Origin of the sequence: Enterococcus sp. DIV1639a, assembly GCF_050530445.1 — a bacterium.
GTDB lineage: Bacteria > Bacillota > Bacilli > Lactobacillales > Enterococcaceae > Enterococcus_B > Enterococcus_B hirae.
In genome coordinates this window covers 2,706,912-2,730,656 of the sequence record NZ_CP172886.1, presented here as the reverse complement: position 1 = coordinate 2,730,656, position 23,745 = coordinate 2,706,912, and the positions used below count along the sequence as shown (strand labels likewise).

Here is a 23,745-nt window from a genome sequence, read left to right as displayed (position 1 = left end):
CGCGTGCATTATATCGAAATATCCGATTTGACTTTTTATTATGATGAAGAACCTGTATTAGAAGATGTGTCTTATCACGTTGATGCAGGAGAGTTCGTTATTCTAACAGGAGAAAACGGTGCAGCAAAATCAACATTGATCAAAGCTTCCTTAGGCTTGTTAAAACCTTCTAAGGGAACAGTGAAAATCGCCCCCAAAAATCAAGAAGGACAAAAATTAAGTATTGGTTACATTCCCCAACAAGTGGCATCTTTTAATGCTGGCTTTCCAAGTACAGTCTTAGAATTGGTTCGTTCCGGTCGCTATCCGAGAGGACGTTGGTTCAAACGACTTTCTGAAAAAGATCATCAGCATGTTAAACGAGCTTTAGAATCTGTTGGAATGTGGGAGATGCGTCATCGACGGATCGGAGAATTATCCGGTGGACAGAAACAACGGATTAGCTTAGCCCGTATTTTTGCGACTGACCCAGATTTATTTATATTGGATGAACCGACAACGGGAATGGATGAAGAATCTCGTAATGAATTTTATCGACTATTGCGTCATAGTGCCCATGAACATGGCAAGGCAATTTTGATGATTACTCATGATCATGAGGATATCAAGCAATATGCAGATCGACAAATTCGTTTGGTAAGAAAGGAGGATTCTCCATGGCGTTGCTTTCATATGAATTCATGAGACGAGCTTTTTTAGCAGCCATTTTTATTGCGGGGATTGCTCCAATGTTAGGTGTCTTTTTAGTGATCCGAAGACAATCATTGATGGCAGATACACTGTCACACGTTTCGCTGGCAGGGGTGGCATTGGGTTTCTTTTTGAATATCAATCCAACGTTGACTACGATGTTCGTAGTAATATTAGCTGCGGTGATTTTAGAATATTTACGTACGATTTATCGTACTTACTCAGAAATTTCAATTGCGATCTTAATGGCTGGCGGACTGGCGCTAGCATTAGTTTTGATGAATCTTAGTGGTGGAAACTCAGCCACAAGTATCCAATCGTACCTCTTTGGCTCGATTGTGACGATTACTTGGGATCAAGTTATCTTTTTGGGTGTATTATTTGTTATTATTGGTTTCTTATTCTTTTTGTTCAAGCGACCAATGTACGTGCTGACTTTTGATGAAGATACCGCCCATGTTGATGGTCTGCCTGTTCACCGTATGTCAATGCTGTTCAACGTGATCACGGGTGTTGCGATTGCTGTCATGATCCCAATTGCCGGGGCATTATTGATTTCAGCAATTATGGTCCTGCCTGCAGCGATCGGTATGCGCTTAGGCAAAAGTTTCAATGTGGTGATTGCCATTAGTATCGGTGTTGGCTTTATCGGCATGTTATCGGGACTAACAAGTTCCTTTTATCTAGATACGCCACCGGGTGCGACGATCACACTAGTCTTTATCGTGTTGTTTCTTGTGGTCAATTTGTTCAAGCGGGTGCTTGTTTCCATTAAGCGAAAAAATAAATAAAAAATCAAAAAGAAAAGCGATGAAAACGAAAAATTTTCATTGCTTTTTCTTATATTTAGATAAATACCGAACTATTTAACTTATTTTCTTACAAAATGCTCGAATTTTTAAATGAAAACTTATATAATGTAAAACGATATAATTTCTTAAAAGGAGCTGAAATATGTGAAAGTACGTCGCAGTGAACGTCTTGTTGATATGACTCAGTATTTATTAGATCATCCTCACGAATTAATTTCATTGACAAGTTTTGCCGAACGTTATGAATCTGCTAAATCTTCGATCAGTGAAGACTTGGCAATTATCAAAAAAACATTTAAGGAACGAGGGTATGGTACCCTAGAAACAATTCCAGGTGCCGCTGGTGGGGTTTTATTTATACCAGAGATTTCTTACGAAGAAGCCAAAAAATACATTGAGTCGTTAGCTGAACGATTGTCTGAACAAGATCGTTTGTTGCCTGGAGGTTATGTTTATCTATCCGATTTACTAGGTGAGCCCGAATTATTACGCCAAGTTGGAAAAATCATTGCTTCTAAGTATTTAGGTGAAAAAATCGATGCAGTGATGACAGTTGCTACGAAAGGCGTGCCGATCGCGCAAGCTGTGTCCTATTATTTAAATGCACCGTTTGTTATCGTACGCCGTGATTCAAAGATCACAGAAGGATCGACAGTTAGTGTGAATTATGTTTCTGGTTCTTCTGAACGAATCGAAAAGATGGAATTGTCAAAAAGAAGTCTTAAACGGGGTTCTCGTGTCCTAGTCGTTGATGATTTTATGAAAGGCGGCGGCACAGTCAATGGAATGAAGAGCTTGATCGAAGAGTTTGAATCTGAACTTGTAGGAATCACCGTTTTTGCAGAATCCAAATTTAATGGTCATCGTGCAATTGACGATTATACTTCATTACTATACGTGAAAGATGTCGACACGAAGACCAAAAACATTACAGTTGTACCAGGAAATTATTTCAAAGATTAGAGATTGAAAATTTATCTATTTGCCGATCAATAATAGCTGGAAGAGATTGTGTCAGAAGTGTCCAGCTCTGAGAAATAAGCCGGAGAATCCGAAAATAGTTTCACCTATTTTGGGAATTCTTTGGCTTATTTTCGATAGAAACACTACAGCAATCAGCAACAACAAATCAGATATCCAGCTGTTATCTGTCAGATGAGAGAAATTCGTTCTCCTTTTTCATATAACCCTATTTTTCTCTCACTATTGTTGATTGACTAAAACCCCCAAGATAAAAATGGTCTAGTTACAAATATAGTCTGCTTGGTTGAAAAATTGAGTAGAGTGGGCTAAACTTAAAACCATCAAATACAATTAGGAGTGACGCAGTTGGACGCACGTTATGCAATCATTTTGGCAGCGGGAAAAGGAACTCGCATGAAGTCAAAATTATATAAAGTTTTACATCCAGTTTCAGGACAGCCGATGGTGGAACATATTATCAATCGAGTAAGTGAAACCAACCCAGATCAAATCATCACGATCGTCGGGCATGGCGCTGAGCAAGTAAAGGCACAGTTAGGTGAACGTAGTGAATACGCTCTGCAAGCAGAACAACTTGGTACAGGTCATGCAGTATTACAAGCCGCATCTTTTTTACAAGGGAAAGAAGGCACGACACTGGTGATCAGTGGCGACACACCGCTTTTAACCACTGAAACATTGAACAATTTATTTGAGTATCACCAAGGAAAAAATGCGAGTGCCACGATTCTAACCGCACAAGCCGAAGATCCAACTGGATATGGTCGTATCATTCGTGACCATATTGGGATCGTTGAAAAAATCGTTGAGCAAAAAGATACTACACCAGAAGAAGCATTGGTCCAAGAAATCAATACAGGAACTTATTGTTTTGACAATCAAGCTCTGTTTGAAGCATTGAACAAAGTAGGAACAGACAATGCACAAGGGGAGTACTACTTAACCGATATCATTGAAATCCTCAAAGATGCTGGAAAAACAGTAGCAGCTTATCAGACAGAAGACTTTGATGAATCAATGGGAGTCAATGATCGTATTGCATTAGCTAAAGCTAATGAATTGATGCGCCAAAGAATCAACAAAATGCATATGGTCAATGGTGTAAGTTTTGTTGATCCAGCAACGACTTATATTGATGCCGGGGTAGAGATTGGTTCTGATACAGTGATCGAAGCAGGCGTCCAACTTCAAGGTAAAACCGTCATTGGATCAGATTGCGTGATCGGTGCCCATTCTCGAATCGTAGATAGTGTGATTGAAGATCATGTGGTAGTTGAACATTCTGTGATCGAAAAAAGTCTTGTGAAAAGTCATGCGGACGTGGGACCATTTGCTCATTTACGACCAAAAGCAGAAATTGGTGAAGGTGTCCATATTGGTAATTTTGTGGAAGTCAAAAATGCTGAAATTGGTAAAAATACCAAAGTTGGTCATTTGACTTATGTCGGTGATGCCACATTAGGTGAAGAAATCAATGTTGGTTGTGGCGTGGTCTTTGTGAATTACGATGGGAAAAACAAGCACCGCACAACAATTGGGGATCATAGTTTTATCGGTTCTAATGCAAATATCATTGCCCCAGTGGAAATTGCTAAAAATACATCAGTAGCTGCAGGGTCAACAATCACAGAAGATATCCCTGAATATGCTATGGCAATTGCCCGTGCAAGACAGGTCAATAAAGAAGAGTATGCTAAAAAACTCCCTTATTTAAACTAAGACTTTTGTAAAACCCCTTGATTTATTCAGAAAATATGACTAGTATTTAATAGGTAGAATTCTAGAGTTGTGAAAAAGAAAGTGGAGGTCCCCATGTCAAAACATTACTTTGACCCAAGATTAAAAATTTTTGCGTTAAATTCAAATCGCCCGTTAGCAGAAAAAATTGCTGCAGCTGTCGGTGTCGAATTGGGTAAATCATCGGTTACTCAATTTAGTGATGGAGAAATCCAAGTGAATATTGAAGAAAGTATTCGCGGATCACATGTTTATGTTATTCAGTCAACGAGTAGTCCTGTAAATGATAATTTAATGGAATTGCTGATCATGATTGATGCCTTGAAACGTGCCAGTGCAAAAACGATTAACGTAGTAATGCCTTACTATGGATATGCACGTCAAGATCGTAAAGCTCGTGCCAGAGAACCAATCACTGCAAAACTTGTGGCGAACATGATTCAAAAAGCTGGAGCAACTAGAATGTTGACGCTTGATTTGCATGCTGTCCAAATCCAAGGATTCTTTGATATTCCTGTTGATCACTTGATGGGTGCACCATTGATTGCAAATTATTTCTTAGAAAAAGGGATTAAAGGGGACGATGTAGTAGTTGTATCACCTGACCATGGTGGTGTAACTCGTGCGCGTAAATTGGCTGAATTTTTAAAAGCACCAATTGCGATCATTGATAAACGCCGTCCAAAAGCAAACGTAGCAGAAGTAATGAATATTATTGGGCAAGTAGAAGGAAAAACTTGTGTATTGATTGATGATATGATCGATACAGCAGGGACGATTACCTTAGCGGCTAATGCACTAAAAGAAGCAGGCGCAGTAAGTGTCTACGCATCATGTACACATCCAGTATTATCTGGACCAGCTTTACAGCGTATTGAAGATTCTGCGATTGAACGCTTAGTTGTAACAGATTCGATCTATCTGCCAGATGACCGTAAGATCGAAAAAATCGATGAAGTAAGTGTCGGTGGTTTGATGGGTGATGCAATTAAACGTATCCACGAAAACAAACCTGTTAGTCCATTGTTTGAAACAAAAAAATAAGAATTAAAAAATTGAATAGTATCACAAAGGGGAGCCTTATGAGGCTGAGATTGAAGTTTTTCTAAACCCTTCGTACCTGTATCGGTTATGCGAGCGTAGGAATTGTGACGATCAATTGACGTTAGTCATGTAACGTTAGTTGTAGAAGTATGTTGTATTTACTTCCTCCTTTGTGATTTCAAATGAACGGAGGAAGTTTTTTTATGGAGAAAAAATATAAAGTATGGATTGAGGGGACACTTGTAGCTGCACTAGCGATGGTGTTATCCTTTATCCCTCTTCAAATAGGTAGTAGCTTTGAGATTTCATTAGGACAGATTCCACTGACATTGTTTGCGTTAAGAAGAGGCTGGAAGGCAGGGATTTTATCAGGATTTATTTGGGGGATTTTACATTTTCCAACAGGACAAGTGTATTATCTCAGTGTCATTCAAGTATTGATCGAGTATCCGATTGCTTTTACCTTTGCAGGATTTGCAGGAGTGTTCGCTAAAAGGCTGCAAAACAGTCTAACGATGGGCAATAAAAAAGGGATGACAACCACTATTATATTAGGAACTTTAGTTGGTGTTGGTGCTAGATATTTCTGGCATTTTGTCGCAGGCGTCGTTTTTTGGGGAAGTTATGCTTTGTGGGGAATGAATCCATGGCTCTTTTCTTTAGTCATGAATGGTGCAAGTGCCTTGGCTACAGGAATTGTTACAATGGTTGTTTTGCTTGGGATCGGTCGAACAGTTCCAGCTTTGTTCATCGGGAAAAAATAAACGAAAAGAGCCTCAGTCACTATAAAAGTGTCTAGGCTCTTTTTTGATAAGTATAAAATAATGGAACATCCAAGCATCAGCTTAAAGGAGTATAGTTGAGTTCCGCAGCTTCTCCTACAAGCTCCCAGCGTTTTTCTTCTGCATGATAAACTAAGGTGCCAATTGCTTCTTCATCAAGGTATCTTGTTCCTTTTAGCTTCCAAATATAATCTTCAATGACATAGATCGGGATATGATAATCGTTATCGATCAATCCACCTTGTTCAAAAGAAAAAATGATTCCTTCTTGCATCAAATTACGCATATTCTTCAGTAATTCCACACTAATTTTTTCGACCGGAATATCTCGTTTGAAAAACGATTTTTTCTCATTGATTTTTTTTGACAAGATGATACTTAGTTTATTGGCAAAGATCCGATAAAATTCATCTAAATAGCGGTAATAGATTCGTTCTAATTGATCGTTAAGATCGAAGTAGACGAAATTATTTTGTAATTTATAAAAAAATGGGGAGTGAAGATGGGTCTTCATGTGTCCAAAATATAACAATTCTGAAATTTCTAATGGCGTTAATTCTTTCAGCATCGTTAAGTCGTTAAAATCGATCCATTTTAAATCACTCGAATGATTACGATTACGTGCAGAAGAGAAAAAGCGTTGGATATTTTCTGTTCCACGAATCACTTTCAACCCAGTATGGGATTCGTATTCACCAGCATTTTCTGAAGGATCTAATAACAATAAATTTTGTGGGAAATGCACGATGTTGTTTGAAAAATCACTAATAGTCAGCCCCTTAGTCACAACCGCATTGCTAGTAGTATCAATATGTACATAAACTGACTCAGACATCATGCTCCTCCTCTCACTCATTATCACTTTCATTTTACAACATTTATTAAAAAAAAGCTTGTTTCTTTTATTTTAAAATTCCATTACAAAATCACTTTTTTTGTGATAAACATGGACATTTTCATTGTTTTTGTATAAATGGATGGAATGGATTTTGTTATAGCTTTTACAAGAACAATGTATTCATTTTAGTATTTCTCAAAAAAATAGTATACTTTAAAAGAATATATTTGTCTTGTTATAATAAAAAAGGAGAAGATTATGCTGATTCAACAAGTGTACGGTTCAGAAAAAACAGTCCTCTACTCTACACTTCAACGAGCCAAACAATTGCTACCCTTTTATGCTACCCATCAGGAAAGCCGTGATGCCTTTTGGTTGGCAACAAAGAAAAGGCAAGCTTGGCGGATGATCGGTAACAAACATACCCTTTATTTTATTGCCGAACGAACCAGTGAACAATGGCTGATTAAAAATGTGCTAGTGGTTGGTGACATGCCTGGTTGGACGCTTTTTTTTAAAGAGATAGAGTGGTGTTCCCGTTTTTATTTCAAAAAATATTGTTCTTTTCAATGGATTGAACCACTGTCGACATATTGGCAGACACTCCTATCTCATCATGGTTATACGCAAGACAATCAGTTGGCTCAGACAATCTGGCAAAAAAAACTGACCTATCATATTGGTTTAGTATTAGGTGGCGGTGGCGCTCATGGTGCCTATCAAATCGGTGTTTGGCAAACGTTAAAAGAACATCAGATTCATTTTGAAGTAATTACGGGAACTTCAGTTGGTGCGTTAAACGGTGTATTGATCTTGCAAGATGATTTATCGCAAGCTCTTTCTTTATGGCAATCCCTCGCAACGAATCAAGTATTACAGCTACCAGAAACTGCATTATCAGAAGATCTACGGAAAAGGTTTATCCAAGAAACACGGCAAATGACGAGAGCAGCAATTATCAAGGGGGGAGCCTCAATCACCCCTTTGGAAAAGTTACTCAAAAGTAAATTAGATGCTGAGAAGATTTTAAAAATGAAAAGTCCTCGTTTATTTACCGTTTCGACTCGACTTCCTGATTTTAAAGAAGTGGTGACACCGATCCAGCAATTGGCAAGCAATGAAATTGCTGATTGGATCCTAGCTTCGGCCTCGTTTTATCCCGCTATGAGTTATCGAAACATTGCTGGACAAAAATATATTGATGGTGGTTATCGAAATAATTTGCCTGTGGATGTAGCAATTAAAGAAGGGGCAACGGAGTGCTTAATAGTAGATGTGGACGGTCCCGGAGTGACTAAGAAGATTACGATACCAGAAGAGACTGTTCCATGGCTCTGCCGCTCTAATTGGTCATTGGGAACCTTCTTGATTTTTGATCGGCAGAGAAACCAATTCAATCTCCAATTAGGCTATCTGGAAATGAAAAAAAAGTTAGGTGATTTTGAGGGGAATTGGTATACGTTCTATTCAACGAAACTTGCAGAACAATATTGGCGTAAATTTTTAAGCTATCTAGTGAATGATCTTCAGCTAGAAACAACTTTTGTTCAACAACCAAAATTTTGGCAAACTCTGCGTAATATATATAAAGACAGGGTAGTAATTGAAACATGCGGGGTGGCGATGCTTGAACTATTAGCCAAAAAAAAGCTCGTTTTACCGAATAAAGTTTATGATGTAGATGAATTGATCGAACAGATCATTCAAAAAGAATCAAGTTCATTTTTCGATCAAATGATTCGAGAGGTCGGACAATTAAATAGTAATGAGTGGCGCAGAGTCCAAAAATACCAAAAAAAGCAAAAGAATGAACAGGAACAAATCAATGAAATTGCTCATTTAGTTAAACAAAAAAAGAACGAGCAACTTCAATCTAAGCTTCATACGCAGTTATTTGACACCCTATTGAATTTATATTTACTTTATCTAAAGGAGGAACAACCATGGCACAAGAATTTTCCTATGAAATCATAGAAGAGATCGCTGTTTTATCCGAAAATAATAAAGGATGGCGAAAAGAGCTGAACCTAGTCAGCTGGAATGGCCGCCCACCTAAATTCGATCTTCGTGACTGGGCGCCCGAACATGAGAAAATGGGTAAAGGGCTTACTCTAACCAATGAAGAATTTGAGGCATTACAAAAAGCTATCGAAAATATGTAACAGAAAGGACCCTGTTGAATGAAAAGTATGACTGGTTTTGGTAAAGCCACCCGTGAAACCGCAGAGTATCAAATAGAAGTTGAGATCAAAAGTGTCAATCAACGCTTTTTAGATATGCAAATACGTAGTCCTAAATTGTTAAATTATCTCGAAAATGATATTCGCCAATTGATGAAACAACATTTAAGTCGAGGTCGAGTCGAAGTTTTTATCAATCTGACATATTTGGGACAAAATCAAAAACAAGTTTTTGTCGATTGGAATTTGATTGACGAGCTGATGACGAACTTAACTGAAGGAATAACCCAACGTTATGGAGAGAAACAGCAATTACAGATTGGACGTCTATTAGAAACTTTGACAACGAATGAATCTTTTGTCGTGATTGAAGAAAAAAATGAAAACAATATGGATGAACTGACAGCCTTGGTTTTAGAAACGGTCCATGAAGCACTAGCTGAAATTGAAAAAAGTCGCCAAAAAGAAGGGACAGCCTTAGAGGCGATCATTCAGAAAAACAGTGATGAACTGAAACAAGTATTAAATGACTTACAACAATTTGTTGAGTTATACGAACAAGAGTATCAGGAAAAATATCAAAAGAAACTAGAAGATTACTTGGGAGCAACGGTCGATCAACAAAGGTTGCTGACTGAACTCGCTATTTTATTAGAGCGAGGAGATATTCATGAAGAATTGGATCGCTTAGTGATCCATATCGGCAAATTGGATGAATTACTTCAAGTAAAACAGCCAGTTGGCAGAGAACTTGACTTTTTGATCCAAGAAATGAATCGAGAAATCAATACGATTGGTTCAAAATCAAGTGCGATTGAAATCAAAAACCAAGTGATCCAGTTAAAAACGATTTTAGAAAAAATCCGAGAACAGATCCAAAATATTGAATAGCAAGGAGACGAAAAAAATGAACTATTATGATATCACGTTTCATGAATTAAGTGGGAAAACGGTCATCAAAAGAAATGTTCCTTCTGAAAAAGCAGGATTTGAAGCTTGGCAGGATGCCTGTGCGCAAGTGACGGAGAAAGAAATCCAATTGTTAGTTAACGATGGGACTTATGTGACGATGAATCGTCAATTTATTGTGAGAATCGATGCAGAAGAAGTGAAAGACCCAACTGAAAAAGCACTCTCTCGAAAAGATGAGATCATGGGTGTTGTCAATACCTTGTCAAACATGGGTTTTTAAAAACGACGGTAATCGGCATGTTAGTGAGAAGAGCTGCAACCATATGTTGCGCTTCTCACTATTTTTTTGAAAAAGAATGCTGCTCAGTTAGAACCTGTAAGGTGAGAGGGACCTTTTTTTGAACTTTTGAATGAAGGATGAACTTGATAGTTAATCACTATCATCAAAAGCCCGAGTGAAAAGCAAAGGTTTTGCCAGTCAAAGACGCTTTTTTTTGCTATAATCAAAGATGCCCTTGAAAGTTGTCGAAAAAAAGTGCAAAATAAACGTTAGTATAAAAAGACTAGTTGAAAGGACGTCGTCATGTCAGAGCGTGGATTATTAATCGTGTTGTCTGGACCATCAGGTGTAGGAAAAGGCACAGTGCGAAAAGCAATTTTTGAGAGTGAGGATAATGATTTCCAATATTCGATTTCAATGACTACTCGTAAGATGCGTGAAGGAGAAGTCGAAGGAGTCGATTACTACTTTAGAAGCAAAGAAGAATTCGAAGCAATGATCGAAGCCGGAGAAATGCTGGAATATGCTGAATATGTAGGGAATTATTATGGAACACCTTTGTCTTATGTCAATAAAACATTGGACGAAGGAAAAGATGTATTTTTAGAAATCGAAGTCCAAGGTGCTCAACAAGTCAAAGAAAAAGTACCAGATGGCGTATTTATCTTCCTAACTCCTCCCGATTTAGCCGAATTAAAATCAAGAATCGTTGGCCGTGGGACAGATGCAGATGAAGTAATCGAAGAACGAATGAAAGTTGCCAAAGAAGAAATTGAAATGATGGCACTATATGATTATGCCGTAGTCAATGACCAGGTACCCCTGGCGGTAGAACGAATCAAAAATATCATTGCCAGTGAACACTTTCGTGTCGACCGTGTGATCGGCAAATATATCAAAATGTTAAAGGAGATGTAGTCTTATGATGTTAAAACCTTCAATCGACTCATTGTTAGATCGCGTAAATTCAAAATATTCTCTAGTTATCTTAGCAAGCAAACGTGCACACGAGCTAGATGCAAAAGCACAACCTACGATGGATTCATTTGAATCAGTAAAAAGTGTTGGACAGGCATTAGAAGAAATCGAAGCAGGAAATGTGATCAATGATCCTCATCCTGAATTAAAACGGGAACGCTTGAGAATGGAAGATGAAGAGCGTAAAGCCAAAAAAGATCGTGAACAACAAGAGTTAGAGTCACGTATCCGTGAAGAGCAAAACCAATAAAAAGTGCTAGATTCTTTGGATAAGCCGAAATTTCCGAAATTTGTATTCTCAAATTTTTGTGGAATTTCGGCTTCTTTTTAGGATCACGTTTTAGCATATAAGAATGACTTTTCTGCGGAATGCTGCTGCGCCGTTAATTTTTTGTAAGGATTCATCAGAAAATAAGACAAACCAAGCAATCTCTAGTAAAATAGGCAAGAACGATTTTGTCTATTTGATAGAGTAACTAAAGGAGGAAGGAAACCATGCCAATCACAGCTGATGTTATCGTCGATGTACCCACTATGCAAACCGATCAGCCTTTCACCTATCTGGTTCCTTCTGAAGTAGAAACGGCGATTCAAGTCGGGATGCGGGTAGAAGTTCCTTTTGGTAACGGCAACCGTCATGTTCAAGGGTTCGTTGTAGGTTTGCGAGTACAAGATAGCATCGAACAAAAAAATTTAAAAGCGATTGTCCAAGTATTAGATTTAGCACCTGTGGTTAATCAAGAACTACTTCAATTGGCTGATTATATGAAGACGATCACTTATGCGTTTAAGATCACTTGCTTACAAACGATGCTTCCTGCTGTCATGAAAGCATCCTATGACAAACAAATCTATCCTGTAAGTGAAGCGGCGGACGTCCAGGCATTCTTTAAAGGACGAACAGAAATCTCCTGGAAAGAAGCGCAAGAAGAGGGCATTTTATCCCAATTGATCCGTTGGCGTCAGGACAAGTTAGTAGATATCAGATATGAAGTACACACTAAGAACAAAGTCAAAACGATTCGTTTGATCCGCTCAAATTTGAATAGTGTCCAGCTTGAGGAAGAGTGGGGAAAGTTAAGAGCGAATGCGAAGAAACAAAAAGAACTTCTGCTTTGCTTATCTGAGCAAAAAAAGGCTGAACCAATTAGTTATTACAAAGAAAAAGGTATCAGCACGGCAACTTTGAATCAAGGAAAAGACAAAGGCTGGTTAACTTTTGAAGAAGTAGAAAGTTATCGTGATCCTTATAAAAATCGCACGTTTGAACAAACACAAGCATTCCAGCTAAATAAAGAACAACAACATGCAGTAGAACGTATCGTTGAAGCAGGGCAACAAGAGAAGAGTCACACTTTTTTATTAGAAGGAATTACTGGAAGTGGAAAAACAGAAGTTTATCTACAGGCCATTGCTGAGGTATTAGCTCAAAATAGAACAGCGATTATGCTTGTTCCTGAAATTGCTTTGACACCACAAATGGTAGAGCGTTTTAAAGGGCGTTTTGGAGAGGCGGTAGCTGTCTTACATAGCGGGCTATCTCAGGGAGAAAAATACGATGAGTGGCGTAAAATCGAAAGAAATGAAGCCCAGGTTGTTGTTGGCGCCCGCTCGGCAATTTTTGCCCCTTTAGAAAATATCGGATTGATCATCATTGATGAAGAACATGAATCAAGCTATAAACAAGATGAAACGCCACGTTATCATGCCAGAGATCTAGCGATTTGGCGTGGAAATTATCATCATTGTCCAGTAGTACTAGGAAGTGCGACACCATCTCTTGAATCACGTGCTCGAGCACAAAAAGGGCTGTATGAATTACTCCATTTGAGTCAAAGAGCCAACTTGTCTGCTCAACTTCCAACAATTGAAGTTGTTGACATGCGACAAGAATTGCAACAACATAATACGTCCACATTTTCCAAACAGTTACAAGCAAAAATCCAAGACCGTTTGGCGAAAAAAGAACAGATTGTGCTGTTACTAAATCGGCGAGGATATTCTTCCTTTGTGATGTGTCGGGATTGTGGTTTTGTTTTACCTTGTCCCAATTGTGATATTTCTCTGACCCTTCATATGGACACCCACTCCATGCGTTGTCATTACTGTGGACATGAAGAACCAATCCCACACCGTTGTCCTAACTGTGGAGGGAATAAAATTCGTTACTATGGAACAGGGACCCAAAAAGTCGAAGAAGAATTAAAGACCCTTTTCCCAGAAGCTGGTGTTTTACGTATGGATGTTGATACGACCAGAAAGAAAGGTGCGCATGAACGTATCTTGCAACAATTCGGTCAAAAAAAGGCGAATATCTTACTGGGGACCCAAATGATTGCCAAAGGGTTGGATTTTCCTGATGTGACGTTGGTCGGCGTTTTGAATGCTGATACTTCCCTTAACTTGCCTGATTTTCGTTCAAGCGAGCATACGTTCCAATTGCTTACGCAAGTTTCGGGAAGGGCAGGCCGAGCCGAAAAAGCAGGCGAAGTGATTATCCAAACCTTTAATCCGCAACATTATGCAATTGAATTAGCAAAAGAACAAAATTATGAGCGATTCTATCAACAAGAAATGGCCGTCCGACATCGTAGTGGATACCCACCTTATTATTTTACTGTCAAAATCACGACCAGCCATGAGGAAGAACAAGTTGCTGCTAAGAAGATTTTTGAGGTTGCGAATCAGTTACGGCAAGTGTTAGGAAATCAAAGCTTGTTATTAGGACCGACCCCTAGTACAGTGAATCGGGTAAAAAATCGGTACTATTACCAGTTGATCATTAAATATAAACATGAGCCTAATTTAGCGAATATCTTAAAAAATATTTTAGACCAGAGCCAAAAAGAACAACGACAAGGATTATTTGTCGCGATTGATAATGAACCATTACACTTTATTTAAGAAGGGAATTTACATGCGCTATCCTATATTGATCCACCCCAATGATAAATTGAAACGTGTCGCACAACCAATCGATGTGATCACAGATGAAACAATTACTTTACTAGATAACCTATATGAAACGATGGTTGCTAACGATGGTATTGGCATTGCCGCTCCACAAGTTGGTCAAAACAAGCGAGTTGCAATCGTAGAAGTAGATGAAGGTGAAAAGTTTGAATTAATCAATCCAGAAATTATTGATGCAAAGGGAGAAAGCATTGATGTAGAAGGTTGCTTAAGCATCCCTCATGTTTATGGGACCGTCAAACGGTTTGACGAAGTAACGGTTCGCTATTATGATCGTGAAGGCGAAGAAATCGAAGTAGTAGCCTTTGGTTACTTAGCTCGTGCCTTTCAGCATGAGATCGACCATTTAGATGGTATATTATTCGTTGAAAAAATGATCGAGCAAATTCCAGAAGCCGAATTAGAAGAGTATATGGAGGAACATCTTGATGACTAAATTAGTATTTATGGGAACGCCAGCTTTTTCAGTACCGATCCTTGAAGGCTTATTAGAAGAAGGGTATGAAGTAGTCGCAGTCGTGACACAACCTGATCGCCCTGTGGGACGTAAAAAAATCATCACCCCTACCCCAGTAAAAGAAGCAGCCGTGAAACACGGTTTATTGGTTTTACAACCTGAAAAAATCTCTGGTTCAGAAGAAATGGAAAAAATCATTGCCCTACAACCAGATGTGATTATCACAGCTGCATTTGGTCAATTTTTACCAGAAAAATTATTACAGGCACCTGTTCACGGAGCTATAAATGTACATGCATCTTTATTGCCAAAATATCGAGGAGGGGCGCCAGTTCATTACTCGATTATCAACGGGGAAAAAGAAACCGGTGTAACGATCATGGAAATGATCAAAAAGATGGATGCAGGGGGCATTTATGCTCAAGAAAGTTTACCAATCACTAAACAAGACGATGTGGGAACCATGTTTGAAAAGTTAAGTGCATTAGGGAAACAACTATTACTTAAAACATTACCTGATATTTTGAATGGAAATTTGAGTCCACGTCCACAAGATGAATCAAAGGTAACTTTTTCGCCAAATATCACACGGGAGCAAGAAGCAATTGATTGGAACAAGACAGCAGAAGAGATCGACAACCAAGTCCGTGGGATGCGACCATGGCCGATTGCATTTACGACATACGAACAAACCCGTTGGAAACTTTTAAATGTAGAAGCGTTAGCTGAGAAAACTACGGCGGAGCCAGGAACCATCATCAAAAAAGATAAGAAAAATCTGTGGATTGCTTGTGGTAAACAAACGGTGTTGGCAATCAAAGAACTACAGCCAGCAGGTAAAGGAAAACAAGCAGTCAATGAGTTTTTGAATGGTAGTGGACAACAGGTAATGATTGGGCAGCAGGTGAAATAATGGCAAAAATACCAAAAAAAATGAAAAAATCTGTTCGTTATATGGCACTGATCACCCTTGAAAGAGTAAACAAGGGCGGTGCTTATTCTAATTTATTATTGAACGAAATGATCAATCAAGGGGATTTAAATCAAAAAGATGTTGGCTTGTTTACTGAATTGGTCTATGGAACGATCAGTCGTCAACTTTTACTGGAATTTTATGTCGCTCCATTGATAGCAAAAGCAAAAAAAGTGGATGATTGGGTTAAAACATTACTTTATTTGTCAGTTTATCAGTTGGAATTTCTAGATAAAGTTCCAGCTCATGCGATTTTAAATGAAGCGGTCGAAATTGCTAAGATCAAGGGAAATCCTGGTACTGGGAAATTTGTAAATGGTGTTTTAAGAAATTATCAACGACAAGGTAAACCGGATGTTGAACAAATCAGTGATCCGATTGAACGCTTATCCGTAAAAATCAGTTTACCGATCTGGTTAACCAAGCGATTGACTGATCAAATCGGTTATGAAGAAACGGAAAAATTAGGACTTTCCCTCTACCAGCCAAGTCACGTCAGTGGTCGAGTAGATATCAGAAAATACCCTAGAGAACAAGCAATCGAGACACTCCAAGCAGAAGAAATTTCAGCGACAGCAAGTAAACTTAGTCCTTATGGGGTAATTGCTGAAAAAGGACATTTAGCATCTAGTTCCTTATTCCATGACGGGGTCATGACGATCCAAGATGAAAGTTCGATGCTGGTCGCACCCGCTATGCAAATCGAGCCAGAACATCATGTTTTAGATGCTTGTGCGGCACCAGGAGGAAAAACAACGCATATTGCCACGTTTTTAGATCCAACATGTGGTGGCGAAGTTACAGCACTGGATGTTCATGAACATAAAGTAAAACTCATCGAAGAAAATGCGGAACGCTTAGGTGTTTTTACAACTGTTTATGCACAAAAAATGGATGCACGTGAAGTGAAAGAGGAATTTTCAGCTGAAACATTTGATCGCATCTTAGTTGATGCCCCATGCTCAGGATTAGGACTATTGAGAAGAAAACCGGATATTCGTTATAAGAAAAATGCCAGCGAGTTAGCTAATTTACCAGCGATCCAATTGGCGATTTTGGAAAGTTGTGCATCTGTGTTAAAATCTTCTGGAATATTAACTTATAGTACTTGTACGATTCTTAAAGAGGAAAACCAAGAAGTCATTGAAACATTTTTACAGCGACATACTGATTTTGAAAGGATTGATGTTTTAGTTGATCCTGTGCTACAATCATCAATCGAAGATAAAATGTTGACTTTATACCCACATCAGTTCTATACAGATGGGTTTTTCATTTGTTGTTTGCGTAAAAAGTAATGAGGTGAAAGAATGCAGATTGAATATCAATCAGATGTAGGAAGACGACGTAATACAAATCAAGACTATGCGAGTGTTTTTACGAATCAAGCTGGAATTAAACTAGCAGTATTGGCAGATGGAATGGGCGGTCATCGTGCAGGTGATATCGCGAGCCAGATGGCAGTGACAAACTTAGGAACTGCTTGGGAAAATCTAAGTTTAAGTGATGACGAAAAAGTAGCGCAATGGTTCATCCAAACGATCCAAGAAGAAAATACTCGTATTTATCAACGTGGCCAAGAGCAACCAGAATACAATGGGATGGGAACGACGATCGTAGCAGCAGCTTTATCAGAAGATCAGTTTACTATTGCTCATGTGGGGGATAGCCGTGCCTACTTGATCCGTGAAGATAAAATCATTCAACTGACAGAAGATCATTCTTTAGTGAATGAACTAGTAAAATCTGGAGAAATCAGTGAAGAAATGGCAGCGAACCACCCACGAAAAAATATTTTAACTCGTTCTGTAGGAATGCCAGGATCTGTAGAAGTCGATGTATCGACTTATATTTGGCAATTAAAAGATCGTTTGTTGTTGTGTTCGGATGGGTTAACGAACATGTTATCTGAAGAAACGATTGGAACGATTATCAATCAAGAAGGGGCTTTGTTCGACAAGGTAACAGAATTAATCGAACGTGCAAATGAAGCAGGCGGAGCAGATAATATTACCGTTCTTCTGATCGAATACAAGGAGGACGTAGCATGATTGAGTTAGGCAAAAAGTTGAATGGTCGTTATCAAATCACTGGAAATATTGGTAGTGGGGGCATGGCAAATGTTTTTCTAGCCCATGACCTTATTTTAGATCGTGATGTCGCAGTCAAAGTGTTACGATTCGATTTCCAAAATGATCAAACGGCAATTAGACGATTCCAACGAGAAGCACTAGCTGCGACTGAACTAGTTCATCCTAATATTGTTAGTGTGTATGATGTTGGAGAAGAAGACAACATGCAGTATCTCGTGATGGAATATGTAAAAGGAATGGACCTGAAACGCTATATTCAAACCCATTATCCTGTTCCTTACGATACAGCAGTCAATATTATGCAACAAATTTTATCAGCTATTTCTTTAGCACATACGCACCAAATCATTCATCGTGATTTGAAACCACAAAATGTCTTGATCGATAATGAGGGCGTGGTCAAAATCACTGATTTTGGTATAGCAATCGCATTATCTGAAACATCGATCACACAAACGAATACGATGTTAGGCTCTGTCCATTATTTATCTCCTGAACAAGCTAGAGGAAGTATGGCTACGAAACAATCAGATATCTATGCCTTAGGGATCATTCTTTACGAATTATTAACTGGCAGTGTTCCTTTTGATGGTGAGTCTGCAGTGACGATTGCCTTGAAGCATTTCCAAGATGAGTTACCTTCAATCAAGGATCTAGACCCAACAACGCCGCAAGCTTTAGAAAATGTGGTATTGAAAGCTACTGCAAAAGAACCGGCAGATCGATATAAAACAGCAGAAGAAATGTCAGAAGACTTAGCAACAGCGCTGTCTCCTGCTCGGGCAAATGAAGCCAAATGGGTGCCGCAAGCAATGACCAAAGAAACTCAAGTGATCACACCATTAGAAGAAGATACACCAATGCCAGAGTCATTTAAATCCATGCCATTACCTAAAGAAAAATCAGAAGAAACTCCTGTGATGGCAGAAGAGACACTTCCTGATCCAAAGAGTAAAAAGCATAAAAAATGGTGGATTATTTTATTGGTGATCTTAGCCTTATTAGGAATCGGAACAGCCGTCTTTTTTGCTTCTGGAGGTCGTGGAGAAGTCGAAATTCCTGACGTTTCGGGATTATCAGAAGCGTCTGCCAGAGATACTTTAGCAAAAGCTAAATTAGAAGTAGCAACAAAAACCGAAGAGATCCCTGATGAACAAATCGAAGAAGGAGACGTTGTCAAAACGGACCCAGCAGCGGGAACTACAGTGAAACAAAACCGTGAAGTTACCCTTTACGTCAGCACAGGTAAGAAAAAAGTCAAGTTAGATGATTATACTGGGATGAATTTTGACGAAGTAAGTAGCCGATTGAAGAAGCTTGGTTTTCCAGCTGATAGTATCGAGAAAAAAGACGAGTTCAGTGATGAAGTAGAAAATGGACGAATCATTTCCCAGTCGGATGAAGAAGGAACGGAAGTCGATCCAACGACAGATAAGATCACATTTGTTGTGAGCCAAGGCGCGCAACCAACGATGGGGGATTATACTGGTCAAAATTATGACACCGTTCGTGGGATATTGAGCTCAAATGGTTATAAAAGGATCAGTGAGACATATGATTACAGCGATACGGTTCCAGCTGGTTCAATCATTAGCCAATTACCTAGTTACGGTGAACCATTGACTGAAAATAGCTATATCAGTTTTGTCGTTAGTCAAGGACCAAATGCGAAAACATTAAATGATATTTCAGGCTATACGAAAAGTGATGCACAAAGTTATTTATCAAGTATTGGCGCAGAATACATCGGACATGAGTCTTATGAATATTCTGATACCGTAGAAAAAGATAAAGTAATCCGAACAGCTCCTGGCGTGGGGGCATCGATCACTCCAGGAACGATCGTCAATGTCATTTATTCAAAAGGACCAGAACCAACCAAAGAATCAAAAGAATCATCAAGTTCAACCAAAGAATCGTCAAGCAGCAAAGAAAGTTCAAGTACTACTACGTCTAAAGAAGAAAGCACGTCGTCTTCATCCAAATAGTAATAACAATAAAAAATAGCAGAGCGTTTCTAAACGTGCTCTGCTATTTTTTATTGAGTTTCGCTAAGTTTCTTGTCAGGAACGCCACATGATTTTTCTTTCCTGTGGTAAAATAAGGAAAACTGGAGGTGGCATACATCAAAGGACAAATCAGAAAAGCAATTAGTGGGTTTTATTATGTACACTCAGACGGTGAGACCTATCAAACGAGAGGACGAGGAAACTTTCGTAATCGAAAAATCACTCCGTTAGTGGGTGACCAAGTACTATTTGAAAGCGAAAACAAGACGGACGGTTATTTGTTAGAAGTGATGCCTCGTAAAAATCAACTGGTGCGTCCACCGGTAGCAAATGTCGATTTAGGTGTCGTAGTTACAAGCTTGGTAGAACCAAATTTTTCTTATAATTTATTGGATCGCTTTCTAGTGACTTTAGAATATGAATCCATTGAACCTGTCATATTTTTGACAAAAACAGATCTTGCTTCAAACGAACAGCAAATCGATGAGATCAAGCAAACGTATGAAACGATCGGTTATCCAGTGATTGTTCCGAAATATCCTGGAGATACTGCAGAATTAATTCGTTACTTCCCAGAACGATTGACCGTTTTTATGGGCCAATCTGGTGCTGGAAAATCTACACTCTTAAACCAAATTTCGCCAGATCTAAACTTAGAAACGGGGGAAATCTCTGATTCTTTAGGACGTGGGAGACATACAACGAGACATGTGGAATTACTCCCATTGTATGATGGTTTAGTAGCAGATACACCAGGATTCAGCTCGATCGATTTTTTGACGATCGAAACGACTGAATTACCAAAACAATTTCCTGAATTTGTCAGTGCATCGAACCATTGCCGTTTTAGAGAATGCATGCATGCTAAAGAGCCTGGGTGCGAGGTGAAACGCCAGGTCGAAACAGGTGAGATTGCCCAAACACGTTATGAGAACTATTTGCAATTTTTACAGGAAGTCGAAAATCGAAAACCAATCTATTCTAAAAAAGAAGGTAAACGAAAATAGGAGGAAGCATTAATGAAAATAGCACCATCTATCTTAAGCGCAGATTTTTCTAATTTACAAAGAGACATCGAACTAGTAGAAAAAGGAGGGGCAGATTACATCCATGTAGATGTAATGGATGGACAATTTGTTCCAAATATTACATTTGGTCCCAATATCGTACAAGCTATTCGACCAATTACTAAGTTACCACTAGACGTGCATTTGATGATTGTTGACCCGGAAAAATATATTCCGGCGTTTGCGAAGGCTGGAGCAGATATCATCACGGTGCATGTGGAAGCCACTCCACACATTCATCGAGCATTGCAAATGATGAAAGATCTAGGCGTGAAATCAGGAGTCGTGATTAATCCAGGCACACCTATAACGATGATCAAACATGTTTTGCCGATAGCAGATCAGGTCTTAGTGATGACTGTTAACCCAGGATTTGGTGGACAAAGTTTCATTGAAGAAACGGTAGAGAAAATTGCTGAATTATCAGAATTACGCGAGCAAAATAATTGGCATTATTCCATTGAAGTAGATGGCGGTATCGTTCCTGAAACCGCACAAATTTGTCAAAAAGCTGGAGCAGATGTTTTCGTTGCCGGTTCTTATATCTATAACTCAGAAGATCCAGTGGGACAAATCAACCAGTTAAAAGAGGCATTGAAATAAATGCAGGTTTTATTAGTGGCAGGAGGTTCTCCTGAAAATTGGCCAGAACTACAAAACAGTTATGACTGTTATGTAGGCATTGATCGTGGTGCATGGTATCTTCTTCAAAACAATTTCCCCTTGGATTTAGCAATCGGTGACTTTGATTCGTTATCGGTAGATGAAAAAAAACAAGTTGAACAAGCAACGAATGAACTGATCCAAGCACCAGCAGAAAAAGATGATACAGATACGCAGTTGGGGTTGTGTCAAGCCATTGAACGATATCCAGAAGCAACAATCACGATCATTGGCGCAACTGGTGGTCGATTGGATCACCTGCTTGCTAACCTTTGGCTGCCGTTAGAACCAAGATTTAAACCACATGCTCAAAAGATCATTATTTGGGATCGTCAAAATCATGTCACCTACTATTTACCTGGCAAACATGTGATTACCAAAATGGATAAGATGCGTTATTTGGCCTATTGTTGTTTGACGCCTGTAACAGAGCTGTCCATCCAAAAGAGCAAGTATGAACTGGAAACAACTGATGTGAGCCAAGCAACTTCTTATGCAAGCAATGAATTTGTTTCAGATACGGCTGATTTTTCTTTTTCAACTGGGATGGTCGCAGTGATTCAAAGTAAAGATTAAGTTTGCTCTAACCGAGTAAATACAACAGAAATAGTTAAAAATGACAAGTCAAATTATTTACTAAAAAAAAGCTTAAGAGAGGTGTCATACCTTTTGTTTCGCCTCAATTAGTGATAAAATTGACCATAAGAGTCTAATTAATTCGAGGTGTCTTTGTGAAGAAGTTCAATCCTAATAAAAATATTATTATTACCTTAATCATTGTTATCATTGTGGTGACAATCTTAAGTGTGACTGCCGCGCAACGAGCGAATGAAGGAAAACCTAATTTCTTCCAGTCTTTTGTCAATGACAGTGTTTCATTTGTTGACCGTGCAATCTCTGCGCCCGTAAGATGGGTCGAAAATGGAGTGGATTCAGTCCATAATCTTTTCACGACTTATTCTGAAAATGAGCGATTAAAAGAGAAAATCGATAGTTATGATGAATTAGCATTAAAAAATAAAAATGACCAAAAAGAAATCGAAGCATTAAAAAAAGAACTTAACTTAAATCAAACATTGACTAACTATGAAAAAGTAACGGCGAATGTGATTACACGCTCACCAGATACTTGGCAAGATATGTTGATCGTTGATAAAGGATCAAAAGATGGCATTGAAGTGAACATGGCGGTAATGGCACAAAAAGGATTAATTGGTCGAGTAGTTGAAGTCAATCGTACTTCTTCTAAGATCGAGCTGCTGACTTCGTCAAATGAAAGTTCGAATCATTTCCCAGTTCGGGTATCTTCTTCTAGTGGAGAAGCGTTTGGATTATTGAAAAACTATGACGAAAAACTGCAAGCGTTAGTCGTGACACAATTAACTGGAGATACGAATATCAAAGAAGGCGACGTCGTTCAAACTTCTGGCTTAGGTGGGAACTCACCAGCAGATCTGCCGATCGGAACAGTCATCAAGACCAAACCAGATAGTTATGGCTTGGATCGTGAAGTATATGTTAAGCCTTACGCTGGAATGTATGATCTGCCAGTTGTGACGATCGTGCAACGACTGGTGGAGGATTAACCTATGCTGAAAAAAGATACAATGAAATATTACTTGCCAGTTGTATTGTTCTTATTGATGTTGATCGATGGGCATTTGACTAGAATGTTTGTCGAGTGGTCAAATGGGCAATACATGGCTAGTGCCCATTTTCTCATTTTGGCTTTGCTGTTTTGCAGTATGAAATTTCCTAAAAGGTATTTATTGATTACAACGGTCGTCCTTGGAGCAATCTTTGATACCTACTATATCGGTGTAATCGGGATCTATGCGGTGGCATTACCACTGATGGTCTTTATTATGTATTCGATGAGTTCTTATATCCACTTTAATATCTTTACAGAATTTTTTAGTATGATTATTTTTGTTACGGGGTATGAGTTGTTCACTTTAGCTGTACAATTGATTTTCAAATTAGTATCTGTAAATAACACTTACTTTATTACTAGATATCTTGGGCCAACTTTATTATTAACGATGATTCTATTCGCAGTTTTTGTTTTTCCATTCAAGAAATTATTCAGTGATGAATAATTTCTTTTTTTTGTACTGATTTCTGAAATAAATGTCATATTTTGTGAATAATCATTGAAACTTACATGTTTGTCATTTTAAGATTTTATTTTGAAATGTTTTTGTAACATAACTATTATATCGTTGACATACTGCTATGGTACAATTTTTATATCGTTAAGAAAGACTTAAATA

The 23,745-nt window shown here is 38.5% G+C and carries 24 protein-coding genes and 1 riboswitch; of the genes, 23 read left to right on the top strand and 1 reads right to left on the bottom strand.

All coding sequences use genetic code 11. The features are described 5' to 3' along the window. Nucleotides 1–3 precede the first annotated feature (3 nt). The 6 genes from IGJ32_RS12590 to thiT all read left to right on the top strand — a co-directional run bounded on the left by IGJ32_RS12590 (nt 4) and on the right by thiT (nt 6,031). On the top strand, nt 4–684 hold the full coding sequence (locus IGJ32_RS12590; protein WP_010737272.1) for a metal ABC transporter ATP-binding protein: 681 nt from the start codon (nt 4–6) through the stop codon (nt 682–684). Further along, nucleotides 657–1,481 carry a metal ABC transporter permease gene (locus tag IGJ32_RS12585; protein WP_010720612.1) on the top strand — a complete coding sequence of 275 codons (825 nt, stop codon included), beginning with the start codon at nt 657–659 and terminating at the stop codon, nt 1,479–1,481. Before IGJ32_RS12590 ends, IGJ32_RS12585 begins: the two co-directional genes overlap by 28 nt. A gap of 165 nt (nt 1,482–1,646) precedes the next feature. Then, entirely contained in the window at nt 1,647–2,465 is an 819-nt protein-coding gene (purR, locus tag IGJ32_RS12580) for a pur operon repressor (RefSeq protein WP_010720611.1), read from the top strand. Nucleotides 2,466–2,831: 366 nt separating this feature from the next. Beyond that, entirely contained in the window at nt 2,832–4,205 is a 1,374-nt protein-coding gene (glmU, locus tag IGJ32_RS12575) for a bifunctional UDP-N-acetylglucosamine diphosphorylase/glucosamine-1-phosphate N-acetyltransferase GlmU (RefSeq protein WP_010737273.1), read from the top strand. Between the two features lie 93 nt (nt 4,206–4,298). After that, complete coding sequence (locus IGJ32_RS12570) at nt 4,299–5,267, top strand: ribose-phosphate diphosphokinase (protein ID WP_010737274.1); 969 nt, start codon at nt 4,299–4,301, stop codon at nt 5,265–5,267. Between the two features lie 17 nt (nt 5,268–5,284). After that, nucleotides 5,285–5,386: riboswitch (TPP riboswitch) on the top strand. A gap of 84 nt (nt 5,387–5,470) precedes the next feature. Beyond that, a complete protein-coding gene (thiT, locus tag IGJ32_RS12565) occupies nt 5,471–6,031 on the top strand; it encodes an energy-coupled thiamine transporter ThiT (protein WP_010720608.1) in 561 nt (186 codons plus the stop codon). A 76-nt stretch (nt 6,032–6,107) separates the two neighbouring features. Here the strand turns inward: thiT and IGJ32_RS12560 are convergent, their stop codons facing one another. Then, on the bottom strand, nt 6,108–6,884 hold the full coding sequence (locus IGJ32_RS12560; protein ID WP_010720607.1) for a hypothetical protein: 777 nt from the start codon (nt 6,882–6,884) through the stop codon (nt 6,108–6,110). A gap of 261 nt (nt 6,885–7,145) precedes the next feature. Between IGJ32_RS12560 and IGJ32_RS12555 the strand changes: the two genes are divergently transcribed. From IGJ32_RS12555 to mreD, 17 genes are all read left to right on the top strand, one after another. Beyond that, nucleotides 7,146–8,861: a patatin-like phospholipase family protein gene (locus tag IGJ32_RS12555; RefSeq protein WP_096708657.1), complete on the top strand. Its 1,716-nt coding sequence runs from the start codon at nt 7,146–7,148 to the stop codon at nt 8,859–8,861. Next, nucleotides 8,831–9,049 (top strand): YdbC family protein, encoded by a 219-nt coding sequence (locus tag IGJ32_RS12550; protein WP_010720605.1) that lies wholly within the window; start codon nt 8,831–8,833, stop codon nt 9,047–9,049. The genes IGJ32_RS12555 and IGJ32_RS12550 overlap by 31 nt, the downstream gene beginning before the upstream one ends. 18 nt (nt 9,050–9,067) lie before the next feature. After that, nucleotides 9,068–9,958 carry a YicC/YloC family endoribonuclease gene (locus tag IGJ32_RS12545; protein WP_063627638.1) on the top strand — a complete coding sequence of 297 codons (891 nt, stop codon included), beginning with the start codon at nt 9,068–9,070 and terminating at the stop codon, nt 9,956–9,958. Nucleotides 9,959–9,974: 16 nt separating this feature from the next. Then, nucleotides 9,975–10,259, top strand: a complete 285-nt coding sequence (locus IGJ32_RS12540; protein WP_010720603.1) for a hypothetical protein — start codon at nt 9,975–9,977, stop codon at nt 10,257–10,259. Nucleotides 10,260–10,562: 303 nt separating this feature from the next. After that, the gene (gene gmk, locus IGJ32_RS12535) at nt 10,563–11,177 is read left to right on the top strand and encodes a guanylate kinase (protein ID WP_010720602.1); all 615 of its coding nucleotides are present in this window, start codon (nt 10,563–10,565) and stop codon (nt 11,175–11,177) included. 4 nt (nt 11,178–11,181) lie between these two features. Continuing rightward, entirely contained in the window at nt 11,182–11,487 is a 306-nt protein-coding gene (rpoZ, locus tag IGJ32_RS12530) for a DNA-directed RNA polymerase subunit omega (protein ID WP_010720601.1), read from the top strand. A 245-nt stretch (nt 11,488–11,732) separates the two neighbouring features. Next, nucleotides 11,733–14,141 (top strand): primosomal protein N', encoded by a 2,409-nt coding sequence (priA, locus tag IGJ32_RS12525; protein WP_342081959.1) that lies wholly within the window; start codon nt 11,733–11,735, stop codon nt 14,139–14,141. 13 nt (nt 14,142–14,154) lie between these two features. Then, nucleotides 14,155–14,646: a peptide deformylase gene (gene def / locus IGJ32_RS12520; protein ID WP_010720599.1), complete on the top strand. Its 492-nt coding sequence runs from the start codon at nt 14,155–14,157 to the stop codon at nt 14,644–14,646. Next, complete coding sequence (gene fmt, locus IGJ32_RS12515; RefSeq protein WP_034700030.1) at nt 14,639–15,580, top strand: methionyl-tRNA formyltransferase; 942 nt, start codon at nt 14,639–14,641, stop codon at nt 15,578–15,580. The genes def and fmt overlap by 8 nt, the downstream gene beginning before the upstream one ends. After that, entirely contained in the window at nt 15,580–16,938 is a 1,359-nt protein-coding gene (rsmB, locus tag IGJ32_RS12510; RefSeq protein WP_010720597.1) for a 16S rRNA (cytosine(967)-C(5))-methyltransferase RsmB, read from the top strand. The genes fmt and rsmB overlap by 1 nt, the downstream gene beginning before the upstream one ends. A gap of 12 nt (nt 16,939–16,950) precedes the next feature. Continuing rightward, on the top strand, nt 16,951–17,691 hold the full coding sequence (locus tag IGJ32_RS12505; RefSeq protein WP_010720596.1) for a Stp1/IreP family PP2C-type Ser/Thr phosphatase: 741 nt from the start codon (nt 16,951–16,953) through the stop codon (nt 17,689–17,691). Continuing rightward, nucleotides 17,688–19,721 carry a Stk1 family PASTA domain-containing Ser/Thr kinase gene (gene pknB / locus IGJ32_RS12500; protein ID WP_096708658.1) on the top strand — a complete coding sequence of 678 codons (2,034 nt, stop codon included), beginning with the start codon at nt 17,688–17,690 and terminating at the stop codon, nt 19,719–19,721. The genes IGJ32_RS12505 and pknB overlap by 4 nt, the downstream gene beginning before the upstream one ends. A gap of 128 nt (nt 19,722–19,849) precedes the next feature. Further along, nucleotides 19,850–20,749, top strand: a complete 900-nt coding sequence (gene rsgA, locus IGJ32_RS12495) for a ribosome small subunit-dependent GTPase A (RefSeq protein WP_010720594.1) — start codon at nt 19,850–19,852, stop codon at nt 20,747–20,749. Between the two features lie 12 nt (nt 20,750–20,761). Continuing rightward, nucleotides 20,762–21,412 (top strand): ribulose-phosphate 3-epimerase, encoded by a 651-nt coding sequence (gene rpe / locus IGJ32_RS12490; protein ID WP_010720593.1) that lies wholly within the window; start codon nt 20,762–20,764, stop codon nt 21,410–21,412. Next, a complete protein-coding gene (locus tag IGJ32_RS12485; RefSeq protein WP_010720592.1) occupies nt 21,413–22,048 on the top strand; it encodes a thiamine diphosphokinase in 636 nt (211 codons plus the stop codon). A 155-nt stretch (nt 22,049–22,203) separates the two neighbouring features. Beyond that, on the top strand, nt 22,204–23,058 hold the full coding sequence (gene mreC, locus IGJ32_RS12480) for a rod shape-determining protein MreC (RefSeq protein WP_010720591.1): 855 nt from the start codon (nt 22,204–22,206) through the stop codon (nt 23,056–23,058). 3 nt (nt 23,059–23,061) lie between these two features. Then, nucleotides 23,062–23,571: a rod shape-determining protein MreD gene (gene mreD, locus IGJ32_RS12475; protein WP_010737284.1), complete on the top strand. Its 510-nt coding sequence runs from the start codon at nt 23,062–23,064 to the stop codon at nt 23,569–23,571. The last annotated feature ends 174 nt before the right edge of the window (nt 23,572–23,745 follow it).